The following is a 19725-nucleotide window of genomic DNA, read 5'->3' on the forward strand; positions in this document are numbered from 1 at the left end:
CAACAATGATCAAGAAATTCATCGACAAGCTGCTCGGCAAATCCGCCGGCGGCGCACAGGGCAAGAGCCGCTTCGGCAAGCGCCAGGAGGTGCCTGCGGAGGTTCACAAGATCGATCCGGCCCTGGTCGACGAACGCGCGAAAAACGTGGTCACCACGCTCCAGCAGGCGGGTTACGAGGCTTATGTGGTGGGCGGCGCGGTGCGCGACCTGCTGCTGGGCCTGCGTCCCAAGGACTTCGACGTGGCCACCAATGCCACGCCCGAGCAGGTCAAGTCGCTTTTCCGCCGGGCTTTCATCATCGGCCGGCGCTTTCGCATCGTGCACGTGGTGTACGGCCGCGGCCGCGAGCACGAGGTGATCGAGGTCTCGACCTTCCGCGCCTACATGGACAACGCCGCCGCCGAGCAGGTGGCCGGCAACGAGCGCACCAGCAAGGGCGAGCTTGCGAGCATGAAGCACGCGGTGGACGCCAGCGGCCGCGTGCTGCGCGACAACGTGTGGGGCCCGCAGGAAGAAGACGCGGCGCGCCGCGACTTCACCGTGAACGCCATGTACTACGACCCGGCCAACCAGATCGTGGTCGACTATCACAACGGAATCAAGGACGCGCAGAAGCTCACGCTGCGCATGATCGGCGACCCCGCCACGCGCTACCGCGAAGACCCGGTGCGCATCATTCGCGCCATCCGCTTCTCGGCCAAGCTCGCGGCACTCGGTTTCAAGATGGAAACCAAGACCGCCGCGCCGCTGGTCGAGTCGAGCAAGCTGCTGGCCGACGTGCCGCAGAGCCGCCTGTTCGACGAAATGCTCAAGCTGCTGCAAACCGGCCATGCCATTGCCACGGTCGAGCAATTGCGCAAGCTGGGTCTGGTCACGGGCATTTACCCGCTGCTCGACGTGGTGGTGGAGCGCGCCGATACGCCGTTCGTGAAGGCGGCCTTGCAGGACACCGACCGCCGCGTTGGCGAAGGCAAGCCCGTGGCGCCGAGCTTCCTGCTGGCCTGCGTGCTGTGGGCCGACGTGCGCGACGGCTGGGCCCAGCGCATCGAGGGCCGGCACGGCCAGCGCGCGCAGCCGCCGTTCCCGGCGCTGCAAGACGCCATCGACGACGTGTTCAACGCCCGCATCGGCGACGTGTCGGGCCGCGGCAAGCTCGCCGCCGACATGCGCGAGATCTGGATGATGCAGCCGCGCTTCGACAAGCGCACCGGCTCCACGCCCTACAGCCTGGTCGACCAGGCGCGCTTCCGCGCTGCCTTCGACTTCATGCGCCTGCGCGCCGACGTGGGCGAGGTCAGCGAGGCCATCGCCGAATGGTGGCAAGAGTTCAGCACCGCCGACGACGTGCGCCAGCAAGACCTGCTGGAACAGGTGCGCGACGAGCAAAAGACCCGCCAGCGGGTGCGCACGCGCGATCCGGTGGCGCCGAAGCCCCGCAACGAGCCAGTCGGGCGCCAGCAAAGCCAGGGCGACACCGACTCGCAGCAGGACGACGAGGTCGAAACCGAAGGCGCTGCCGTGCCGCCCGACGGCGAGGCCGCAGCGCCGCGCAAGCGCCGTCGCCGCCGCAAGCCGCGCACGGGTGGCGGCGGTGGCGGTGAGGGCGGCGGCAGCGCCGAAGGCGCATGAGCACGTCCGACCTGCCGAAGGACGGCAAGAAAAGTTCCAAGACCAGTGACAAGGCCAAGGCCGCTGCGCCGCGTGCGGGCGGTGCCAGGCCCCCGCTGGCCGGCGCCAGGAAGGGCTCGCCCGGCACCCCGCCTGCACGCCGTGCGCCTGCCCGCGCCCCCACGAGTCGCCCGCGCGGCCCGCGCGAGGACTACCCCACCGTGCAGGCCTTCGTCGCCATCGGCGCCAACCTGGGCGATGCCGAGGCGGCCGTGAAGGCCGCCATGGCTGCGATCGGCGCGCTGCAGCGGACCCAGGTGACGGCCCGTTCGTCGCTCTATCGCAGTGAGCCGGTGGATGCCGAAGGCCCCGATTTCATCAACGCCGTGGTGGCCGTGCGCACCGGCCTGGACGCCGAGCAGTTCCTCGTGGCGTTGCAGCGCCTCGAGACGCAGGCCGGCCGCGAAAGGCCATTCCCCAATGCGCCGCGCACGCTCGATCTCGACCTGCTGATGCACGGCAATTCGGTAATCGACACGCCGACGCTGACCCTGCCGCACCCCCGCATGCGCGAGCGCGCCTTCGTGCTGAAGCCGCTCGCTGAAATCGCCCCCGACAAGGTACCGCGCGCTGCGCTGGCACGCGTTACAGGCCAGGTGGTCAAGCGCATCGTCTGAAGAAGGCGGCCGTTCCGGCGGCCTCGAAAAGCGGTGCGGCCGGGCCGGACCGGCGCGCCCGTTAAACTTCGTCGGTTTTTCATGAAGGCGTCATGAAATTGTGATTGACGCGCCCCAGGAGTTCCAATGTTCGGCAAGCTGCTGCCCCGCGAGGGGAATTTTTTCGAGATGTTCAACCAGCACGCCGAGCGCATCGTCGAAGCGGCGCGGGCGTTCGAGCAACTCGTGGCCAACTACAACGACGTGCATCTGCGCGAGCAGTACAACCGCGATGTCGACAACGCCGAGCGTGCGGCCGACCGCGTGACGCACGACGTCAACCGGCTGATCCACAAGACCTTCATCACGCCCATCGACCGCGAGCAGATCCACAAGCTCATCAACACGATGGACGACGTGGCCGACCTGATCCAGGATTCGGCAGAAACCATGGCGCTGTACGACGTGCGCCACATGACCGACGAGATCGTGCGCCTCACGGCCCTGAGCGTGAAGTGCTGCGACCGCCTCAAGGACGCCGTCAAGTTCCTCGGCAAGATTGCCGATCCGGCGGTGGCCGAGGCCGTGCTCAAGACCTGCGAGGAAATCGACCGCCTCGAATCGGACGCCGACCGCGTGATGCGCAGCGCCATGAGCAAGCTGTTCCGCGAGGAGCCCGATGTGCGCGAAGTGATCAAGCTCAAGGCGATTTACGAATTGCTCGAGACGATCACCGACAAATGCGAAGACGTGGCCAATGTGATCGAGGGCATCGTCCTCGAGAACTCCTGAGCGGGTAGCGATCGATGGCAACGGTTCAGGTCGCCCTTTGGGTGGTGATATTGCTGGTCGCGCTCGCGATCGCCTTCGACTTCATGAACGGCTTCCACGATGCGGCGAACTCGATCGCCACCGTGGTGTCGACCGGCGTGCTCAAACCGGGGCACGCGGTGCTGTTCGCGGCCTTCTTCAACCTGATCGCGATCTTCATCTTTCACCTGAGCGTGGCGGCCACGGTGGGCAAGGGCATTGCCCAGCCCGGGGTGGTCGACGTACACGTGGTCTTCGGCGCGCTCATCGGCGCCATCAGCTGGAACCTGGTGACCTGGTACTACGGCATTCCGAGCAGCTCGTCGCACGCGCTGATCGGCGGCATCGTCGGCGCCGTGATCGCGAAGACCGGTGCCAGCGGCCTCGTGGCCACCGGCATCTGGAAGACCGTGGCGTTCATCTTCGTGTCGCCGTTCCTCGGATTCGTGCTGGGCTCGATGATGATGGTGGTGGTGGCCTGGGGTTTCCGTCGCGCCACGCCGTCGCGTGTCGACCGCTGGTTCCGGCGGCTGCAGCTGGTTTCGGCCGGGGCCTACAGCCTGGGCCACGGCGGCAACGACGCGCAGAAGACCATTGGCATCATCTGGATGCTGCTGATTGCCACCGGCTACGCCACGGCCGGCGACACGGCGCCTCCAAACTGGGTCATCGTGAGCTGCTATGCCGCCATCGCGCTCGGCACCATGTTCGGCGGCTGGCGCATCGTAAAGACCATGGGCCAGAAGATCACCAAGCTGAAACCTGTAGGCGGCTTCTGCGCCGAGACCGGCGGCGCGCTCACGCTGTTCCTGGCCACTGCACTGGGCATTCCCGTGTCGACCACCCACACCATCACCGGCGCCATCGTCGGCGTGGGCTCCGCGCAGCGCGCGAGCGCCGTGCGCTGGGGCGTGGCGGGCAATATCGTCTGGGCCTGGATCTTCACCATTCCGGCATCGGCCTTCGTGGCCGCCATTGCCTACTGGCTCAGCCTGCAGATTTTCTGAAGCGGATCAGGCGGGTCCGCGCTTGGGTCCCGTTCGTGCGTTCTTCAGTGATCAGGTTGACGCCGAGTCATCATTGATCGACAGGCTCATCAGCCCGATCCCCAGCGCTCGCGTGTCGGTGTTCAACCCCAACTCTTGCGGGCTGGCGGGCATCAGCGGCACGAATTCGAGCACCATGACCTGGAGGTTGGCGCACAGTACCGCAGGTAGGTCGATCGCGTAGTCGGCGTGGGGCCTGCTCTCGTGAACATGAAGCAAGGTCTGTCCGTTGATCCTTATTTCAAAGGCGCTCGCGGATCTGGCCGGCGAGTGGATCAGCAAGATCACCTCCAGGCGCAGCACCGCTCGTCCAGTGATCGGGGCAGCCAGCGGCAGCACTATTTGCGCCGGTGTCGCGCCGGTCCAGCGGCCCCAGGGCTCGGGGTCCAGAAAACCGACATGAGCATAGCGAAGCGTCCTCGCGGTCAAGCCGAACCGGATTTCTTCCCCCGTCCTATAGGGATGCAGCACGGGCGAATTGTCCGTGGAGGAGGAACGACCCAGTTGCTGTTTCAAGTCATTGATTGCGGTGGCCAAGGCCGCAATGCTTGCCGGTGGAGAGTGCGCCAATCTTTCTACCAGAGGCGTCATGCTTCGACGCATCAGGGCGGCCCGCTGTTGCGCCGTCTGCACGTTGCCCCACCAGCGCGCGATCTCGTCGATTCGCTGGCGTGTGTTGAACGCGCGCCGGCTGACGGATGACAGATGCAGCGCGTCCGGCCATTTTTCCGAGGTGTACCTGCACCAGGGCTGATTGAGGAACTGAAGCCAGAAGTGCAGGTCACTTGCCATGTGCGGCGGCGCCGGCATCCAGCCGTGGGGAAGCTTGCGGTAGGCGTCCAGCCTGTGGCCGCCGGTGCACAGCCCGAATCCGGCTTCCTTGCGCTCCATCTTCTGGATCGCGAGCGAGTCGGTGGCGGCGTCGAACACCGATGTGAACACCGATTCGTCCGGTGCCACTTCGATATGCATGGTGTGCGCCAGGTCGTGATGCTCGAGTAACGCGGCCATCGTTTCCAGATGCTCGGGCATCCATAAGTCATCGTCGCTCTGGTAGCACACGAATCTGCCAGCGGCGTGGCGCAGCGCTTCATGGCGGGCACGTTCGCCATTGCGCTGTCCCTTGGGGCGGTCGAAGAAGCGGATCCGGTTGTCGTGGGCAATCAGTTCGGCCACCACTTCGCGGGTGCGGTCGGCCACGCCGTCGCCGACGATGAACAGCTCAAAATCCTGGCGAGTCTGCCATTGCACGCTCGCGACCGAGTAGCGCAGCGTGTCCTCGTGGTTGTGGGTCGGGATCAGGACCGTGAAGTCGGGCATTCAGTCAAATTCCTCAAGTCCGGCCAGCGCCCGGATCCGAGCGACAGTTTCCACGATGCGTAGGCCTTCGTGCGCGCTGCTCTTCGGCGCCGGTCCGGTACCCGCGACATACGCCACGAAGCAGGCCAACTCGTCCAGCAGCGGCATGGTCGCCGCGAAGGGGCGCCGCTCCCATTCGGGCGCCGGCTGGCCGGCCGTGCGCCCACCTGTTCGCAACACCGCCACGTACTCGTCGTAGGCATCGCCGAGTACTGCCACGCCGTCGCGGCATCGCAGTTCGATCACCCGGCGATGCTGAGGCGATCGCACCCCGACTTCGCAATGCATCCAGGCCGGGCCGTCCAGCCAGGCGCTCAGCGTTGTAAGACCTTGCGCGTCGGATTCGGCATGGGCCAGCGTCGGCACGGGCAAGTCGCCGAGAATCTCCAGGGCGATGCTCAGGTCGTGGGGCATGAGGATCCAGACCGGATCCACGTCCGCGTGCGGGCAGCCCCACTGCACCCGTGTGGCATGAATGCCCTGCACCGGGCCCAGTTCCTGATTCCTGGCGATGTCGCGCAGCAGGTGCACGCCGGGGTGGTAGCGCCACTTGTCCATGACGAATACCAGATCGCCAGCAACTTCCACGATGCGCCGCGCACTGGTGACATCCGCCGTCAGGGGCTTTTCGCAAAAAATCGGACGGCCTCGCGTCGCCAGTTCGAGTACCACCTCGCCATGCAAGACGGTCGGCACTGCCACCACGTACGCATCGCATTCGGGCAGTTCGCGGATGTGGCCCACTGCGCGGTCCGCGCCGGCGGCCAGCGCCGCGCGTTGGCCCTCCTCGCTGGGTACCGCGACGACTACCTCGCAGTTCAGAGTGCGCAGGTCGCGCAGGATCAAGCGACCCCAGCGGCCGCAGCCCGCGAGTCCGATGCGGATCATTGCGCCGCCTCGGCAGTTGCCATGTGCTGCAACAGCGTTTCCAGGCTGCTTGCATCGTGGTCGCGGGGTGACAGCAGGGGAGCCGTGCAGCTCGCGGGCCAGGGAATGTTCAGCCCGGGGTCGTCCCAGCGGCAGCCCAGCTCATCGGTCGCTGGAGCCCAGTAGTGAGACATGCCGTAGACCGCGAGGCAGGGCGCGTCGAAGTAGAAGCCGTGCGCCACTCCGGGGGGAATGACCACCATCGTCGGCTCGTCGCCGCGCAATGCGATCAACGAGCCCCGGCGGAAATCCGGCGAGCCTGCGCGCAAGTCGCACAGAGCCAGGTGCATCGTGCCCTCCAGCACGACGAGATTGTCGAAGTGGGTCAGGTGCACATGCACGCCGCGCAAGACGTTGCCGGTTGAGCGAAGAAAATTCCATTGAACGGGAGCCGGCTCCTCGGGCGGGCACCAGGATTGACGAAACAATTCCGTGACGGAGCCTCGTTCGTCTCCGTGAGGGCGAAGTGGGATGCGGCGTATTTGTATCATTTTTGTTATTTGAGTATGTAATTACTCAAGCCGATCATCCCTAAGGCGAAGGATCTTCACAAGGTGCATCGCGCGAGTGAGCGTAGCCGGCGAGCGCGCACCAGCATAACTACTGCGAAATCTTCCGGCCTTCCTCGACCTGGTGTTCGAAGTAGCGCTGGAAGCTGAACACGATGCTGGACATCAGCACCGTGGCGCCGAAGAAGAGCGCAAGCACCACGGCTCCGATGGTGGCCCAGTTCGTCCGGCCCGGCTCGGCATCCAGTGGCGCGCCGGCATTGAACCGGGCATTCCACTTCTCGGGCGTCATGAGGCCATAGATGATGGCCATCAACGCGCATCCCGCGATGGTGAAGCCGAGCAGCGGAATCAGCACCCAACTCCAGCCGTCGTCCACGCCGTACATGCGCACGCGTTCCATGCCGTAGAGGCCGAGCGCCGTCGGGATGGGCAGCAGCCAGCCGAGCCAGTCGCCCATGCCGCGCAGGTAAAAGCGGTGCAGGCCGAGCGGGCCGCCGAGGAAAGAGAGCCAGGCGGCAATTGTTTTGTTTTTCATTCGGGTTTGGTGGTGCTGCCTTCGCCGAGCACCTTTTCCATCAGGACCACGTCGCGCCATTCGCCGAACTTCCAGCCGCAGTCCTTGAGCACGCCCACCTGCGTGAAGCCGTGGCGGCGGTGCACGCCGATCGAGCCGGCGTTGGCCGAATCGCCGATGACCGCGATCAGCTTGCGAACGCCCACCGCCTCGGCGGCCTGCGAGAGGGTCGCCAGCAGCTGGCCACCAAGACCTCTGCCGCGCGCGGCTTCGGATATGTAGATCGAGTCTTCCGCCGAAAACCGGTAGGCCGGGCGCGGCTTGAACCAGTTGCAGTAGGCAAAACCCAACACTTCACCATTTTCTTCGGCAACGAGGTAGGGCAGGTTTTTGCCGAGCACGTCGGCGCGCCGAGCAGCCATGTCGGCGGCGGGCGGAGGCTCGGTTTCGAAGGTGCCGGTGCCGTTCAGCACGTGGTGGGCATAGATGGCCGTGATGGCCGCGATGTCTTCATCGCGGCTGGGGCGGATGGTGAGGGTCATGCAGGTCGCAAGCAAGCGGCGCAAAGGCCGGAGTTCGGAGAAAACGCGGGTCGGGCTATAATCGCAGGCTTTTCAGCGTGTCGCTGGCCGGGTGGCCATGTCGCGTGTCTCGACGTTGAAAGAACACTGTGAGCGGGCCTCCTGTCTAGACAACGGGCTTGCTGCACCACCCAAGGATAAATCATGGTCGTCATTCGACTCTCCCGCGGCGGCTCCAAAGGCCGTCCGTTCTTCAACATCGTCGTGTCGGACAAGCGCGTTCGCCGCGATGGCCGTTTCATCGAGCGCCTGGGTTTCTACAACCCGACCGCCAAGGAAAACGAAGAAAGCATCCGTATTGCCCAGGACCGCCTGACCTACTGGAAGAGCGTTGGCGCACAAGCTTCGCCCACGGTCCTGCGCCTGATCAAGCAAGCCGCTGCTGCGGCCCCCAAGGCGGCGGCCTAAGCCGCCCGGCACGGCGATGTTGCCCGCACTCGAAGCCGCCGAATTGCCGGCGGATGCGATCGAGGTAGGACGCATCGCCGATGCATGGGGCATCAAGGGCTGGTTCAAGGTCCTGCCCCACAGCGCCCAGCCTGAGGCGCTTTTTTCTTCCAAGCGCTGGTTTCTGCAGGCTCCCGGAGCCTCTGCAACCGCAGCTTTCCGGCTCGCAATCCGCGAAGCCAAAGAACATTCCGACTGCATCGTCGCCTCGTCCGAAGATGTGCCTGACCGCAATGCGGCCGAGGCGCTGCGCGGCGCGCGCGTGTTCGTGCCGCGCTCGAGCTTTCCAACGGCCGGCGACGACGAGTACTACTGGGTCGACCTGATCGGCCTTTCGGTGGTCAACCGCGAAGGCGTGACGCTCGGCACGGTGCGCGAGCTGCTCGCCACCGGCCCGCAGACCACGCTCGTGCTCACGACCGAGGAAGACGGCAAGACCGTCGAACGCATGGTGCCTTTCGTCTCGGTCTTCGTGGACAAGGTCGATCTGGCCGGCCGTCTCATCACGGTCGACTGGCAGCCCGATTTCTGATTCTGCCGATACGGGCCTTGCGCGCATGCGCTTCGACGTTCTCACGCTCTTTCCCGAACTGTTCGCGCCCTTCATGGCCAGCGGCGTGACGCGCCGCGCCTACGAGTCGAAGCAGGTCGAGGTCGTGCTCTGGAATCCGCGCGATTTCGCGCAGGGCAACTACAAGCGGGTGGACGACCGCCCTTTCGGCGGCGGTCCGGGCATGGTGATGATGGCGGAGCCGCTCTCGGCCTGTCTCGATGCGGCGTTGGCCGCACGCGGGGCGGAAGCACCGGTCGTGTTGTTTTCTCCCATCGGCGAGGCGCTGCGCCACGAAGCGGTCGAGCGCTGGTCTGCCGGCGAAGGCGCAGTGCTGGTCTGCGGGCGCTACGAAGGCATCGACCAGCGCTTCATCGATGCGCGTGTCACTCATCAGATCAGCCTCGGCGATTTCATTCTCTCCGGCGGCGAGATTGCGGCCATGGCGCTGCTCGATGCCGTGGCCCGGCTGCAGCCCGGCGTGCTGGGCGACGAAGCCAGCCATGTGCAGGACAGCTTCAATCCCGCGCTCGACGGCCTGCTCGATTGCCCGCACTACACGCGGCCCGAGCAATGGAACGGGCAGGGCGTTCCGGCGCCGCTGCTCTCCGGCCACCATGTGCAGATCGAGCGCTGGCGGCGCGACCAGCGGTTGTCCATTACGGCCGCCCGGCGCCCCGACCTGATTGCCGCCGCGCGCGCCGCGGGCCGCTTGAGCCAGGCCGATGAGACGGCCCTGAAAAAAAAGCTATAATCCGCGGTTCCCCGATCCTCTGCCCGGCCGCGCCTGGCTTGTTGCTCACGGCAACGAAAACCAAAGGCGCCTTTTGTGTAGCGCGAGCACGATCGAATATCAGGAAATCATGAACCTCATCGAAACCCTCGAGCAGGAAGAAATCGCCCGCCTCGGCAAGAAGATCCCCGATTTCATGCCCGGTGACACGGTCATCGTCAGCGTGAGCGTCGTCGAAGGCACCCGCAAGCGCGTGCAGGCCTACGAAGGCGTCGTGATCGCCAAGCGCAATCGCGGCCTCAACAGCGGCTTCACGGTGCGCAAGATCTCCAGCGGCGAAGGCGTGGAGCGTACGTTCCAGACCTACAGCCCGCTGATCGCCGGCATCGAAATCAAGCGCCGCGGCGATGTCCGCCGCGCCAAGCTGTACTACCTGCGCGAGCGCAGCGGTCGTTCGGCACGCATCAAGGAAAAGCTGCCGGGCAAGTCGCAGGCTGCCAAGTAAGCTGTCATCCTGCCATGCAAAAAAGCCGCCGCTCTGGCGGCTTTTTGCATTGGTGCTCCGTGCATGCTTCTTGCAAACTGTCCTTCGAAAGACAGCGCCGCTTTTTTGCGCTCTACTCCTTCACTGAAAACTCTCTCACTTGACCGATTCCGCCGCACCCATGCAATTTGCTCCTGTCGAACCCGTCAATGCCGTGGTACCTCCCACGCTGCTGCCGATCGACCCGCGCAAGGCGCCTGTGGTCGGTGGTCCTGACGGTCTGCCTGCCGTTGCACCCGCACATTTGGCACCCGACGCCCTGCGCAGGCGCTTTGCCACCCCGCCGGAGTGGACGCCCGAGCTCCGGCGCGAACCTCGTCTGACCGATCGCGCTCCTGCGCAGGCCGCCGTGCTGGTGCCCATCGTGCAGCGTCCGCAAGGCGCGACCGTGCTGCTGACCGAGCGCACCGCGCACCTGTCGAACCATTCGGGCCAGGTCGCGTTTCCGGGCGGCCGCGTTGACCCCGAAGACGCCAACATCGCGGCGGCGGCGCTGCGCGAGGCTTGGGAGGAGGTGGGCCTGTCCGCCCAGTTCATCGAGGTGCTCGGAAGCCTTCCGACCTACACCACCATCACCTCGTTCATCGTGACGCCCGTGGTCGCGCTGGTGAGGCCCGACTTCGAGCTCACCATCAACCCCTACGAGGTGGCGCTGGCCTTCGAGGTGCCGCTGGCCTGGCTCATGGACCCGGCCAATCACCGCCGCCACACCGTGCCCGCGCCGGACGGCACGCGGCGCGAGTGGTACTCGATGCCCTATCAGGACGGCACCGAAGAGCGCTTCGTGTGGGGTGCCACCGCCGGCATGCTGCGCAACCTCTATCGTTTTCTCAGCGCCTGACGCCGGCCCGAACCGAACGCCCGAACTGAACCCTCGGGCTCTCTCGCTATCATCGAAGGATGAGCTTCTTTGCCATCCTGTGTGCGTTGCTGATCGAGCAGGTGCGGCCGCTCGCCTCTCACAACCCGGTGTACGGCGGCGTGTTGGCGTGGATGCGCTGGACCAGCCGCAACTTCGATGCCGGCAAGCCGCATCATGGATGGGTCGCCTGGGGGCTCGCGGTGCTGGTGCCCACGCTGATGACGCTGGGCATTCACTTGCTGCTGGTCTACACGCTGGGGCTGCCGTTCGCAGTGCTCTGGAGCATTGCGGTGCTGTACGTCACGCTCGGGTTCCGGCAGTTCAGCCATCACTTCACGGACATTCGCGATGCGCTCGACGAGGGCGACGAGCCACTCGCGCGCTCGCTGCTCGCGCATTGGCAAGGCGTGGATGCGGCCGAGCTGCCGCGCAGCGAAATCGTGCGCCACGTGATCGAGCATTCGGTGATTGCGGCGCACCGCCATGTGTTCGGCGTGCTGGCCTGGTTCTCGGTGCTCGCCGCCCTGGGCCTCGGGCCGGCCGGCGCGGTGTTCTATCGCATGAGCGAATTCGTGTCGCGCTACTGGATACACAAGGACGGCGCGGCGGTGCAGCCCTCGAGCGTTGCGGTGCAGCGCGCCGGGGAGCGCGCCTGGCACGCGATCGACTGGCTGCCCGCGCGAATCACCGCACTGGGCTTCGCCGTTGTCGGCAGTTTTGAAGAAGCGATCGATTGCTGGCGCAACGACGCACGGCGTTTTCGCAGCGAGAACGACGGAGTGATTCTTGCGGCGACGTCGGGCGCCGTGAATGTGCGCCTGGGCGGCGGCGCGTTGAGCCCGATTCCGGTGACCGACCCTTTGCCGCGTGCGCAAGCCGGCGATTCGATGGCCGATGGCCGCCGGCCCGACAGCGGCAGCACGCCGGGCCGCGAGCCCGAGCCAGGCCATCTGCGCAGCGTGGTCGGCCTGGTCTGGCGCTCGGTCGTGATGTGGATGGTGCTGCTGGCCTTGCTCACCCTGGCTCGCCTGCTCGGCTGAGCGGCCGGAAACGCCATGACCATTGCAGTGCCGGCCTTCTGGAGCCCGCGCATCGGCGCGCTCGAACCCTATGTGCCCGGCGAGCAGCCGCGCATCGAAAACCTCGTCAAGCTCAACACCAACGAGAACCCGTACCCTCCGTCGCCGCTCGCCGTTGAAGCGATACAGCAGGCGGCGGCGAACGGCCTGGAGCGCTATCCCGATCCCACCTCCCTTGCGTTGCGCGAAGCAGTTGCGCGGCGGCACGGCCTGCAGGCCGATCAGGTCTTTGCGGGCAACGGTTCGGACGAAGTACTGGCGCACGCTTTCTTCGCTTTCTTTCAGCAAGCCGAGCCGCTGCTGATGCCTGATGTGAGCTACAGCTTCTATCGGGTCTACGCGCAGCTTTACGGCATCGATTGCGAATTGCTGCCGGTCGACGAAGGCCTGCGCATCGATGTCGATGCCATGGCAGCCAGAGCCCGCCGCGGCTGCGCAGGCCTGGTCATCGCCAATCCCAATGCGCCCACCGGCATCGGGCTGCCGCTCGCGCGCATCGAGCAGTTGCTCGATGCGTGCCCGGAGCGCGTGGTGCTGGTAGACGAGGCATATGTCGATTTCGGCGGCGAGAGCGCGTTGCCGCTCGTCGGCAAATATCCGAACCTGCTGGTGGTGCAGACCTTGTCCAAGTCGCGCTCGCTGGCCGGCTTGCGCGTCGGCTTTGCCTGCGGGCAGGCGCACCTGATCGACGCGCTCGTGCGCGTGAAGGACAGCTTCAATTCCTATCCGCTCGACCGGCTGGCCGTGGCGGGCGGCGTAGCGGCGTTGGAGGACGAGACCTGGTTCAACACCGCGCGCGACAAGATCGTCGACACGCGCGAAGGCCTCAGCCTGCAGCTCGAAGACCTGGGCTTCGAAGTCTTGCCCTCGCAGACCAATTTCGTGTTCGCGCGCCATCCGCAGCGCGATGCGGCCGAGCTGGCGACGCTGCTGCGCGAGCGCGCAGTGCTGGTGCGGCATTTCAAACAGCCGCGCATTGCGCAATACCTGCGCATCAGCATCGGATCGCGGGAGCAATGCAGCGTGCTGGTGCAGCGCCTGCAGGAAATCCTGCTCGAGAACACTTGAAGGAAAGCACCTTGTCGATGTTGACCATCCCGCGGAGCCGTGCTGACGGCGCATGGCTCCAAGGACGACTTCGAGGACCTGATGGCGCTGGCAGGAAGTGCCCCTGCCTTGCCGCAGGTCGAGGTGGAAGCATTCCGGCAGCGTGCCGGCGAGGGCTTCAGCATGCGGATGAACGACTTCGAGCTGGCCAGCTCCGACGTCCTGGTGAAGCATGAGCCCTACCGAGGCCTGGTCGCGCTGGAGATCGGCTTCGCCAAGCCGATTCCCATGGACATGCAGGACCATGCGCGCCACATGAGCTTCATCATGCTCGACCATATTCTGGGTGAGTACGATTTCGCAGTGAAGATCGGGCCGGTCGACTTTGTCGACGGCGACGATCAGGCTTCGTTCGACGGCGTGCCGCTCGACGAATTCGTGCCCGTGTTCGATGCCTGCTGGCGCGACGAGCTTGGCCGCACCGGCGTGTTTCCCGCCGGCGAGCACACCTGGTCCAGCATCACCGCCACGCGCGAGGCCGAAGACGGCAGCGAGATCAAGGCAGTCGTGACTCGTAACGATGCCGCCAATGCACTCGTGGCCCGTGCGGACCTGTCGCACCGCTTCTCCGCAGCCGTTGCGGTCGATTTGAACAAGGAGCTCGAGCAGGCGCAAAGCTACGAAGAGCGGCTGACGATGCTGCTGCAAAAGCACGAGGAAGGCTGCTGCACGCACGTGGTGCTGGAGCAGGGCGTCCGCACCGTCAGCTACCAGGTTGCCGATCCGGTTGCGGCAATGGCGCACGCCCGGTCGCTCGAAGCGGATGCGGGCTTGCCGGTTACCCTGGATGCCGTGTTCGACCCTGCATGGGACGCCTACAGGGAATGGCTCGATGAGCCTCAGTAGCGCGACTGGCTGAGTTCGGCAAAGAGCTCGCCGTAGATCCTGTAGCGCGTTGCGCTGATCGGCCCCGGCTTGGCGGGTGAGTCCACATTCGCGATCACGCCGCAGCCCGGCTCGTGCAGATGGGTGCAGTTGTAGAACTTGCAGTCGTTCGCATGCTCGGCGATGTCGGGCATCAAGCTCGCGAGCTGCATCGGCGCGATGTGATTCAGGCCGAATTCCTGAAAGCCCGGCGAGTCGATCAGGCTGGTGGTGCGTGCCTCGTCGATCCAGTACCAGGTGGTGCTGGTGGTCGTGTGCTTGCCTGAGTTGAGCGCCTGCGAAATCTCTTGCGTCAGCACGGTCGCGCCCGGCACCAGCAGGTTGGTCAGGGTGCTCTTGCCCGAGCCGGAGGGCCCGAGCACGAGGGTCGATTTGCCGGCGAGCAGCTTCATCAGCGATGCGTAGTCGGCTTCTCCCGACGCCTTGAGCGAGAGCGGCAGCACGCCATGGTGCATGCGGCGGTAGGGCGCGAGCTTGTTCCACGCGCGCTCGAAAGGCTCGGCCAGATCGCTCTTGTTGAGCGCGATGATCGGCGTGATGCGTTCGGCCTGGGCGGCAATGAGCGCGCGCGCCAGCTGATGTTCCGAAAACTCCGGCTCGGCCGCAATCAGGATCAGCACATGGTCGAGATTGGCCGCGAACGACTTGGTGCGGATTTCGTCCTGCCGATAGAAGAGGTTGCGGCGCGGCACGACCTCTTCGATCGTGCCTTCGTCTTCGCTCGCTTGCCAGCGCACCCGGTCGCCGACGACGGCTTGGCTCTTCTTGCCGCGCGGATGGCAGATCAGGCGGTCGCCCGCGGGTGTTTCGACCAGGCAATGCCGCCCGTGGCTTGCAATGACCAGCCCGTCATGCAGAACGCGCGCGGAGGATGTGCCGCCTCCCTTCGGGAGCGTGCGGGCCGGCTTAGCCAATGGCGGATTCCCTCATCACGGCGCCGGGCTGGCCACAAGGGCATCGGCCTGGCGTGCGCAATCGAAGTCCGTGACCGAGAGCCCGCCGACGTCGTGCGTGTTGAACCGCACCACGCACCGGTTGTAGTGCACCGACAGGTCCGGATGATGGTCTTGCGTATGGGCGATGAAGGCCAGCGCGTTCACGAAGGCGATGGTCTCGAAATAGTTGGCGAAGGTAAACGTCTTCTCGATGGCGACGTTGGCGCCGTCGCCGCTGAGCTTCCAGCTGTCGAGCTTGGCCAGGCCGGACACGATCTCGGTGGCGCTCAGCGCGTGGCGTGGAATGGCTTTCCAGTCGTTGGGCTTGAACATGCTGCTCATGGTCTCGGCTTCCGGAGAAATGTCGTTGTGTTGTTGTTCAGGCCGCCGTCATGCGCGCGAGGCGCTCGGAGGCCGGAGGGTGGGAATAGTAGAACTTGACGAACACCGGGTCGGGCGTGAGCGTCGACGCGTTGTCCTGGTAGAGCTTGAGCAGTGCGGCCGACAGGTCGGCGCTGCTGGTCTGCGCCACGGCATAGGCGTCGGCCTCGAACTCGTGCTTGCGCGAGAGCCGTGCGGGCAGCGGGGCGACGAAGAAGCCGAATACCGGCGCCGCGAGCATGAACAGCAGCAGCGCCAGTGCATTGTTCGGCGCCGCGGGCGCCATGTTCGGTTGCACGCCGAGGCCGGTGTAGAACCACACCTGGGTCGACACCCAGCCCAGCAGCGCGAAGCCTGCGAGGCTCAGCGCGAACATCGCCGCAAGCCGCTTCACGATGTGGCGGTGCTTGAAATGGCCGAGCTCGTGCGCGAGTACCGCCTCCATTTCGGCTGCGTTCAACTGACGCAGCAGCGTGTCGTAGAACACCACCCGCTTGCTCGCACCAAAGCCCGTGAAGTAGGCGTTGGCATGTGCGCTGCGCCGGCTGCCATCCATGACGAACAGGCCCTTGGCGCGGAAGCCGCAGCGCGTCATCAGCGCAGTGACGCGTTCCTTGACGGTGGGATCGTCGAGCGGCTTGAACTTGTTGTAGAGCGGTGCGATGAACATCGGGTAGACGACCATCAGCAGCAGGTTGAAGCCCATCCAAGCCACCCAGGCCCAGAGCCACCACAGGGTGCCGGCCGCGCCCATGATCCACAGGATCAGCGCCGCAATCGGCAGCCCGATGGCCGCGCCGATCAACGTGGAGACGACGGTGTCGCGCAGCCAGAGGCCAAACGTCATCTTGTTGAAGCCGAAGCGCTCTTCGAGCCTGAAGGTCTGCCAGAGCGTGAAAGGCAGCTCGAGCAAGCCGCCGATGGCCGCGAAGGCAGCCAGCAGGGCCAGTTGCTGCACCATGCCGCCGCCAAGCAAGCCCAGCAGCAGCTTGTTGAGCACATCGAGGCCGCCCAGCAGCGTCCAGCCCAGCAGCAGTGCCGTGCCCCACGCCATCTCGACCATGCCGAAGCGGGCCTTGGCAATGGTGTAGTCGGCAGCCTTCTGGTGGGCGGCGAGCGTGATCTTGTGTTCGAAAGCGGCCGGCACGGCGCCGCGATGCTGTGCGACATGGCGCACTTGTCGCGAAGCGAGCCAGAACTTCACGAGCAGGCCGGCGACCAGAGCAACCGCGAAGGCAGTGGTGAAGATGAGCGAATAGGACATGGAGCGTCGAGTTTAGCCCTCGGGTCCGGCCGGCGCAGACCTTCGACGACAATCCTGCAATGCCCGAATCCCTTGACCCTACGATCGTCACGACCACGCCGGTTCTGAAGAAAAGCGACCAGAACCTGGTCTGGCTCGACTGCGAAATGAGCGGCCTCGACCCCGAAAAAGAGCGTTTGCTCGAGATCGCCGTGGTCGTCACCGGCCCCGACCTCACGCCCCGCATCGACGGCCCCGTCCTGGTCATTCACCAGAGCGACGAGGTGCTCGACGCCATGGACGCCTGGAACAAGGGCACGCACGGCCGCAGCGGCCTCATCGACAAGGTGAAGGCCTCCACGCTCGACGAGGCCGCGGCCGAGCAGCAACTGCTCGAATTCATCGCCAAGTACATCCCGCGCAGCGGCTCGCCGATGTGCGGCAACACCATCGGGCAGGACCGTCGGTTCCTGGTCAAGTTCATGCCCAAGCTCGAGGCGTACTTTCACTACCGCAACCTCGACGTCAGCACCCTGAAAGAGCTGGCCAAGCGCTGGAAGCCCGCCGCCTACAGCGCCTTCAAGAAACAGCAGGCGCACACTGCGCTGGCTGACGTGCACGAATCCATCGAGGAGCTTGCGCACTACCGGGAAACCTTTCTACGATTAACGGATTAGGTAAAAACCCCGAGCCGTGCCATAATCGTGGGCTTCGCTGATTCGGGTTCCGGTATTTCGGGTTTTCTCTGGTCAGCGTCTCTTGCATCTCCCTATCTTGCACACCGCGCCCGATCGCATTCGCTGATCAAAAAGGGCCGCAGCCTCCGGCGTAAGCCAGAAGTTGAATGTCGTTGGATGGTTGATGTTTTTAACCACCAACGGGGCGCCGCCTACGGCAGCGCTCGCGTTTGAGATTGATATTTACATGACCGACGCTTTTGAAGCGCAGGGCGAGTTCGCGCCTGTGCAATCCACCAACAACAACGAATTTGTCGCTGCCGCGGACACCATGTCCGAAGCGCCGATTCTCGAGGCGCTCGACGCCGCAACGCCTGAAGCGGCCGTGGCCGAAGAAGCCCGCGTTCCCAACGGCTTCATCAAGCTAGGCCTCGCGCCGGAACTGATCGCCGCCGTGGCGGACCTGGGCTTTACCCAGCCCACCACCGTGCAAGACAAGGTGATTCCGCTCGCCATGGGCGGCGAAGCCGGCCAGGACGGCAAGGCTCGCTTCGTCGACCTGATGGTCTCGAGCCAGACCGGTTCGGGCAAGACCGCCGCCTTCCTGCTGCCCGTGCTGCACACGCTGCTCAAGCGCCAGGCCGAAGCCGAAGCCGAAGCCAAGGCCGAATTCCAGCGCCAGGCCGCCGAAGCCGCTGCCCGCGGCGAAGCCGTGCCCAAGAAGCCGAAGCGCAAGGACCCGACCAACGCACGCCATTTCAAGGCCGCCACCCCCGGCGCCCTCATCCTGTGCCCGACGCGCGAACTCGCGCAGCAAGTTGCGCACGACGCCATCGAACTGGTTCGCCATTGCCGCGGCCTGCGCGTTGCCAACGTGGTGGGCGGCATGCCTTACCAGTTGCAGATCGCCAAGCTGCAGAACGCCGACCTCGTGGTGGCCACGCCCGGCCGCCTGCTCGACCTGCAGCGCTCGTCGCAGCTCAAGCTCGACCAGGTCAAGTTCCTGGTGGTCGACGAAGCCGACCGCATGCTCGACCTCGGCTTCTCCGACGACCTGGCTGAAGTGAACCAGCTCACCATCGAGCGCCAGCAGACCATGATGTTCAGCGCCACCTTCGCGCCGCGCATCCAGCAGCTGGCCCAGCGCGTCATGCGCGAGCCGCAGCGCATCACCATCGACAGCCCGCAAGAGAAGCACGCCAACATCAAGCAATCGCTGTACTGGGCCGACAACAGCCAGCACAAGCGCAAGCTGCTCGACCACTGGCTGCGCGACACCAGCATCAACCAGGCCATCGTGTTCGCCAGCACGCAAGTCGAGTGCGACGGCCTCGCCAGCGACCTGCAGCAAGAAGGCTTCAGTGCCGTCGCGCTGCACGGCGCCCTGAGCCAGGGCCTGCGCAACCGCCGCCTCATGGCGCTGCGCCAGGGCCAGGTCCAGATCCTGGTGGCCACCGACGTTGCCGCCCGCGGCATCGACGTGCCGACCATCACCCACGTCTTCAACTTCGGCCTGCCGATGAAGGCCGAGGACTACACCCACCGCATCGGCCGCACCGGCCGTGCAGGCCGCGACGGCCTGGCCATCACGTTTGCCGAGTTCCGCGATCGCCGCAAGATCATGGACATCGAGCAATACAGCCGCCAGCAGTTCAAGGCTGAAGTGGTTGCAGGCCTCGAGCCGCAACAGCGCATGCCGCAATCGCGTCCGCCCATGGGCGAGTACCGCGGCGGCCGTGGTGACAACCAATCGCGTGACCGCAAGTTCGGCAACGGCGGTGCAGGCGGCGGCGGTGGTTACCGCGGCGGCAACGGCGGCGGCTACGCCGGTGCCAGCGGCTTCAACGACCGCAATGCACGCGGTCCGGCCCCGAGCCAGGGCCAAGGCCCGCGCGGCTTCCAGGGCGGCAACAACGCCGGTTTCGGCGGCGGCCGTGACGAAGGCGGCGGTGGCTACGGTCGCAAGCCGGGCTGGGGCGACAACAGCGCTCCGCGCGGCGGCCATGGCCACCACGGTGGTGGTCGCGGCGAAGGCGGCGGTTTCGCGCCCCGTGAAGGCTTTGCACCGCGCGAAGGCTTTGCACCGCGCGGCAATGGCGCAGGCCACGGCGGCCCGGGCAAGGTGTTCGTGCCCCGCGACGCACAAAAGCGTGCGTTCAAGCCTACGCGCTGATCCATTCCAGAGCGGCCGACCGGCCGTCTCGCCCCAAAAGAAAGCCCGCGCTTCGCAAGAAGCGCGGGCTTTTTCATTGCGGGTTTCCGAGAGG

General features: G+C 65.5%; 22 protein-coding genes. 14 read left to right on the plus strand and 8 right to left on the minus strand.

What is annotated here, in order from left to right; translation table 11 throughout:
* The first annotated feature begins 5 nt into the window (after nucleotides 1-5).
* The 4 genes from pcnB to ABIC94_RS17070 all read left to right on the plus strand — a co-directional run bounded on the left by pcnB (nucleotide 6) and on the right by ABIC94_RS17070 (nucleotide 4083).
* The gene (gene pcnB / locus ABIC94_RS17055) at nucleotides 6-1631 is read left to right on the plus strand and encodes a polynucleotide adenylyltransferase PcnB (protein WP_354374179.1); all 1626 of its coding nucleotides are present in this window, start codon (nucleotides 6-8) and stop codon (nucleotides 1629-1631) included.
* Nucleotides 1628-2287 (plus strand): 2-amino-4-hydroxy-6-hydroxymethyldihydropteridine diphosphokinase, encoded by a 660-nt coding sequence (gene folK, locus ABIC94_RS17060; protein WP_354374180.1) that lies wholly within the window; start codon nucleotides 1628-1630, stop codon nucleotides 2285-2287. The genes pcnB and folK overlap by 4 nt, the downstream gene beginning before the upstream one ends.
* A 126-nt stretch (nucleotides 2288-2413) precedes the next feature.
* The gene (locus tag ABIC94_RS17065; RefSeq protein WP_093434743.1) at nucleotides 2414-3058 is read left to right on the plus strand and encodes a DUF47 domain-containing protein; all 645 of its coding nucleotides are present in this window, start codon (nucleotides 2414-2416) and stop codon (nucleotides 3056-3058) included.
* A 14-nt stretch (nucleotides 3059-3072) separates the two neighbouring features.
* The gene (locus tag ABIC94_RS17070) at nucleotides 3073-4083 is read left to right on the plus strand and encodes an inorganic phosphate transporter (RefSeq protein WP_354374181.1); all 1011 of its coding nucleotides are present in this window, start codon (nucleotides 3073-3075) and stop codon (nucleotides 4081-4083) included.
* Nucleotides 4084-4134: 51 nt separating this feature from the next.
* Here the strand turns inward: ABIC94_RS17070 and ABIC94_RS17075 are convergent, their stop codons facing one another.
* The 5 genes from ABIC94_RS17075 to ABIC94_RS17095 form a co-directional block, all read right to left on the minus strand.
* Nucleotides 4135-5442, minus strand: a complete 1308-nt coding sequence (locus ABIC94_RS17075) for a glycosyltransferase family 2 protein (RefSeq protein ID WP_354374182.1) — start codon at nucleotides 5440-5442, stop codon at nucleotides 4135-4137.
* The gene (locus ABIC94_RS17080) at nucleotides 5443-6369 is read right to left on the minus strand and encodes a Gfo/Idh/MocA family protein (RefSeq protein WP_354374183.1); all 927 of its coding nucleotides are present in this window, start codon (nucleotides 6367-6369) and stop codon (nucleotides 5443-5445) included. It lies immediately after the preceding gene.
* Nucleotides 6366-6899 (minus strand): dTDP-4-dehydrorhamnose 3,5-epimerase, encoded by a 534-nt coding sequence (locus ABIC94_RS17085; protein WP_354374184.1) that lies wholly within the window; start codon nucleotides 6897-6899, stop codon nucleotides 6366-6368. The genes ABIC94_RS17080 and ABIC94_RS17085 overlap by 4 nt, the downstream gene beginning before the upstream one ends.
* A 109-nt stretch (nucleotides 6900-7008) precedes the next feature.
* Nucleotides 7009-7455: an NINE protein gene (locus ABIC94_RS17090; RefSeq protein ID WP_354374185.1), complete on the minus strand. Its 447-nt coding sequence runs from the start codon at nucleotides 7453-7455 to the stop codon at nucleotides 7009-7011.
* Nucleotides 7452-7976: a GNAT family N-acetyltransferase gene (locus tag ABIC94_RS17095; RefSeq protein ID WP_354374186.1), complete on the minus strand. Its 525-nt coding sequence runs from the start codon at nucleotides 7974-7976 to the stop codon at nucleotides 7452-7454. The genes ABIC94_RS17090 and ABIC94_RS17095 overlap by 4 nt, the downstream gene beginning before the upstream one ends.
* A 183-nt stretch (nucleotides 7977-8159) precedes the next feature.
* Between ABIC94_RS17095 and rpsP the strand changes: the two genes are divergently transcribed.
* The 8 genes from rpsP (at nucleotide 8160) to ABIC94_RS17135 (ending at nucleotide 14183) form a co-directional block, all read left to right on the plus strand.
* Nucleotides 8160-8423: a 30S ribosomal protein S16 gene (rpsP, locus tag ABIC94_RS17100; protein WP_013540078.1), complete on the plus strand. Its 264-nt coding sequence runs from the start codon at nucleotides 8160-8162 to the stop codon at nucleotides 8421-8423.
* A gap of 16 nt (nucleotides 8424-8439) precedes the next feature.
* Complete coding sequence (rimM, locus tag ABIC94_RS17105) at nucleotides 8440-8994, plus strand: ribosome maturation factor RimM (protein ID WP_354374187.1); 555 nt, start codon at nucleotides 8440-8442, stop codon at nucleotides 8992-8994.
* Nucleotides 8995-9019: 25 nt separating this feature from the next.
* Nucleotides 9020-9766 (plus strand): tRNA (guanosine(37)-N1)-methyltransferase TrmD, encoded by a 747-nt coding sequence (trmD, locus tag ABIC94_RS17110; RefSeq protein WP_354374188.1) that lies wholly within the window; start codon nucleotides 9020-9022, stop codon nucleotides 9764-9766.
* 109 nt (nucleotides 9767-9875) lie between these two features.
* Entirely contained in the window at nucleotides 9876-10250 is a 375-nt protein-coding gene (rplS, locus tag ABIC94_RS17115) for a 50S ribosomal protein L19 (protein ID WP_093018611.1), read from the plus strand.
* A 160-nt stretch (nucleotides 10251-10410) separates the two neighbouring features.
* Nucleotides 10411-11130, plus strand: a complete 720-nt coding sequence (locus ABIC94_RS17120; protein ID WP_354374189.1) for a CoA pyrophosphatase — start codon at nucleotides 10411-10413, stop codon at nucleotides 11128-11130.
* Between the two features lie 59 nt (nucleotides 11131-11189).
* A complete protein-coding gene (locus ABIC94_RS17125) occupies nucleotides 11190-12191 on the plus strand; it encodes a CobD/CbiB family protein (RefSeq protein ID WP_354374190.1) in 1002 nt (333 codons plus the stop codon).
* 15 nt (nucleotides 12192-12206) lie between these two features.
* Complete coding sequence (gene hisC / locus ABIC94_RS17130; protein ID WP_354374191.1) at nucleotides 12207-13298, plus strand: histidinol-phosphate transaminase; 1092 nt, start codon at nucleotides 12207-12209, stop codon at nucleotides 13296-13298.
* 39 nt (nucleotides 13299-13337) lie between these two features.
* Nucleotides 13338-14183 carry a hypothetical protein gene (locus ABIC94_RS17135; RefSeq protein WP_354374192.1) on the plus strand — a complete coding sequence of 282 codons (846 nt, stop codon included), beginning with the start codon at nucleotides 13338-13340 and terminating at the stop codon, nucleotides 14181-14183.
* Here the strand turns inward: ABIC94_RS17135 and rsgA are convergent.
* Genes rsgA through ABIC94_RS17150 form a run of 3 tightly spaced genes read right to left on the minus strand, consistent with a single transcriptional unit; the run spans nucleotide 14177 to nucleotide 16802 of the window.
* Complete coding sequence (gene rsgA, locus ABIC94_RS17140) at nucleotides 14177-15136, minus strand: ribosome small subunit-dependent GTPase A (RefSeq protein WP_354374193.1); 960 nt, start codon at nucleotides 15134-15136, stop codon at nucleotides 14177-14179. The two genes, ABIC94_RS17135 and rsgA, sit on opposite strands and share 7 nt — an antisense overlap.
* A 15-nt stretch (nucleotides 15137-15151) precedes the next feature.
* Nucleotides 15152-15499: a 4a-hydroxytetrahydrobiopterin dehydratase gene (locus ABIC94_RS17145; protein WP_354374194.1), complete on the minus strand. Its 348-nt coding sequence runs from the start codon at nucleotides 15497-15499 to the stop codon at nucleotides 15152-15154.
* Between the two features lie 37 nt (nucleotides 15500-15536).
* Entirely contained in the window at nucleotides 15537-16802 is a 1266-nt protein-coding gene (locus ABIC94_RS17150; RefSeq protein WP_354374195.1) for a M48 family metallopeptidase, read from the minus strand.
* Between the two features lie 59 nt (nucleotides 16803-16861).
* On the opposite strand from ABIC94_RS17150, the gene orn reads away from it, so the two are divergent.
* Together orn and ABIC94_RS17160 are read left to right on the plus strand one after the other, a co-directional pair.
* Nucleotides 16862-17458, plus strand: coding sequence for an oligoribonuclease (orn, locus tag ABIC94_RS17155; RefSeq protein WP_354374196.1), 597 nt, complete (start codon nucleotides 16862-16864; stop codon nucleotides 17456-17458).
* Nucleotides 17459-17705: 247 nt separating this feature from the next.
* The gene (locus tag ABIC94_RS17160; protein WP_354374197.1) at nucleotides 17706-19631 is read left to right on the plus strand and encodes a DEAD/DEAH box helicase; all 1926 of its coding nucleotides are present in this window, start codon (nucleotides 17706-17708) and stop codon (nucleotides 19629-19631) included.
* The last annotated feature ends 94 nt before the right edge of the window (nucleotides 19632-19725 follow it).

This window comes from Variovorax paradoxus (assembly GCF_040544635.1).
Lineage (GTDB): Bacteria > Pseudomonadota > Gammaproteobacteria > Burkholderiales > Burkholderiaceae_C > Variovorax > Variovorax paradoxus_R.

Coding starts and splice junctions, on each gene's coding strand:
- pcnB (WP_354374179.1), top strand. CDS start 6: ATGATCAAGAAATTCATCGACAAGCTGCTCGGCAAATCCGCCGGCGGC.
- folK (WP_354374180.1), top strand. CDS start 1,628: ATGAGCACGTCCGACCTGCCGAAGGACGGCAAGAAAAGTTCCAAGACC.
- ABIC94_RS17065 (WP_093434743.1), top strand. CDS start 2,414: ATGTTCGGCAAGCTGCTGCCCCGCGAGGGGAATTTTTTCGAGATGTTC.
- ABIC94_RS17070 (WP_354374181.1), top strand. CDS start 3,073: ATGGCAACGGTTCAGGTCGCCCTTTGGGTGGTGATATTGCTGGTCGCG.
- ABIC94_RS17075 (WP_354374182.1), bottom strand. CDS start 5,442: ATGCCCGACTTCACGGTCCTGATCCCGACCCACAACCACGAGGACACG.
- ABIC94_RS17080 (WP_354374183.1), bottom strand. CDS start 6,369: ATGATCCGCATCGGACTCGCGGGCTGCGGCCGCTGGGGTCGCTTGATC.
- ABIC94_RS17085 (WP_354374184.1), bottom strand. CDS start 6,899: ATGATACAAATACGCCGCATCCCACTTCGCCCTCACGGAGACGAACGA.
- ABIC94_RS17090 (WP_354374185.1), bottom strand. CDS start 7,455: ATGAAAAACAAAACAATTGCCGCCTGGCTCTCTTTCCTCGGCGGCCCG.
- ABIC94_RS17095 (WP_354374186.1), bottom strand. CDS start 7,976: ATGACCCTCACCATCCGCCCCAGCCGCGATGAAGACATCGCGGCCATC.
- rpsP (WP_013540078.1), top strand. CDS start 8,160: ATGGTCGTCATTCGACTCTCCCGCGGCGGCTCCAAAGGCCGTCCGTTC.
- rimM (WP_354374187.1), top strand. CDS start 8,440: ATGTTGCCCGCACTCGAAGCCGCCGAATTGCCGGCGGATGCGATCGAG.
- trmD (WP_354374188.1), top strand. CDS start 9,020: ATGCGCTTCGACGTTCTCACGCTCTTTCCCGAACTGTTCGCGCCCTTC.
- rplS (WP_093018611.1), top strand. CDS start 9,876: ATGAACCTCATCGAAACCCTCGAGCAGGAAGAAATCGCCCGCCTCGGC.
- ABIC94_RS17120 (WP_354374189.1), top strand. CDS start 10,411: ATGCAATTTGCTCCTGTCGAACCCGTCAATGCCGTGGTACCTCCCACG.
- ABIC94_RS17125 (WP_354374190.1), top strand. CDS start 11,190: ATGAGCTTCTTTGCCATCCTGTGTGCGTTGCTGATCGAGCAGGTGCGG.
- hisC (WP_354374191.1), top strand. CDS start 12,207: ATGACCATTGCAGTGCCGGCCTTCTGGAGCCCGCGCATCGGCGCGCTC.
- ABIC94_RS17145 (WP_354374194.1), bottom strand. CDS start 15,499: ATGAGCAGCATGTTCAAGCCCAACGACTGGAAAGCCATTCCACGCCAC.
- ABIC94_RS17150 (WP_354374195.1), bottom strand. CDS start 16,802: ATGTCCTATTCGCTCATCTTCACCACTGCCTTCGCGGTTGCTCTGGTC.
- orn (WP_354374196.1), top strand. CDS start 16,862: ATGCCCGAATCCCTTGACCCTACGATCGTCACGACCACGCCGGTTCTG.
- ABIC94_RS17160 (WP_354374197.1), top strand. CDS start 17,706: ATGACCGACGCTTTTGAAGCGCAGGGCGAGTTCGCGCCTGTGCAATCC.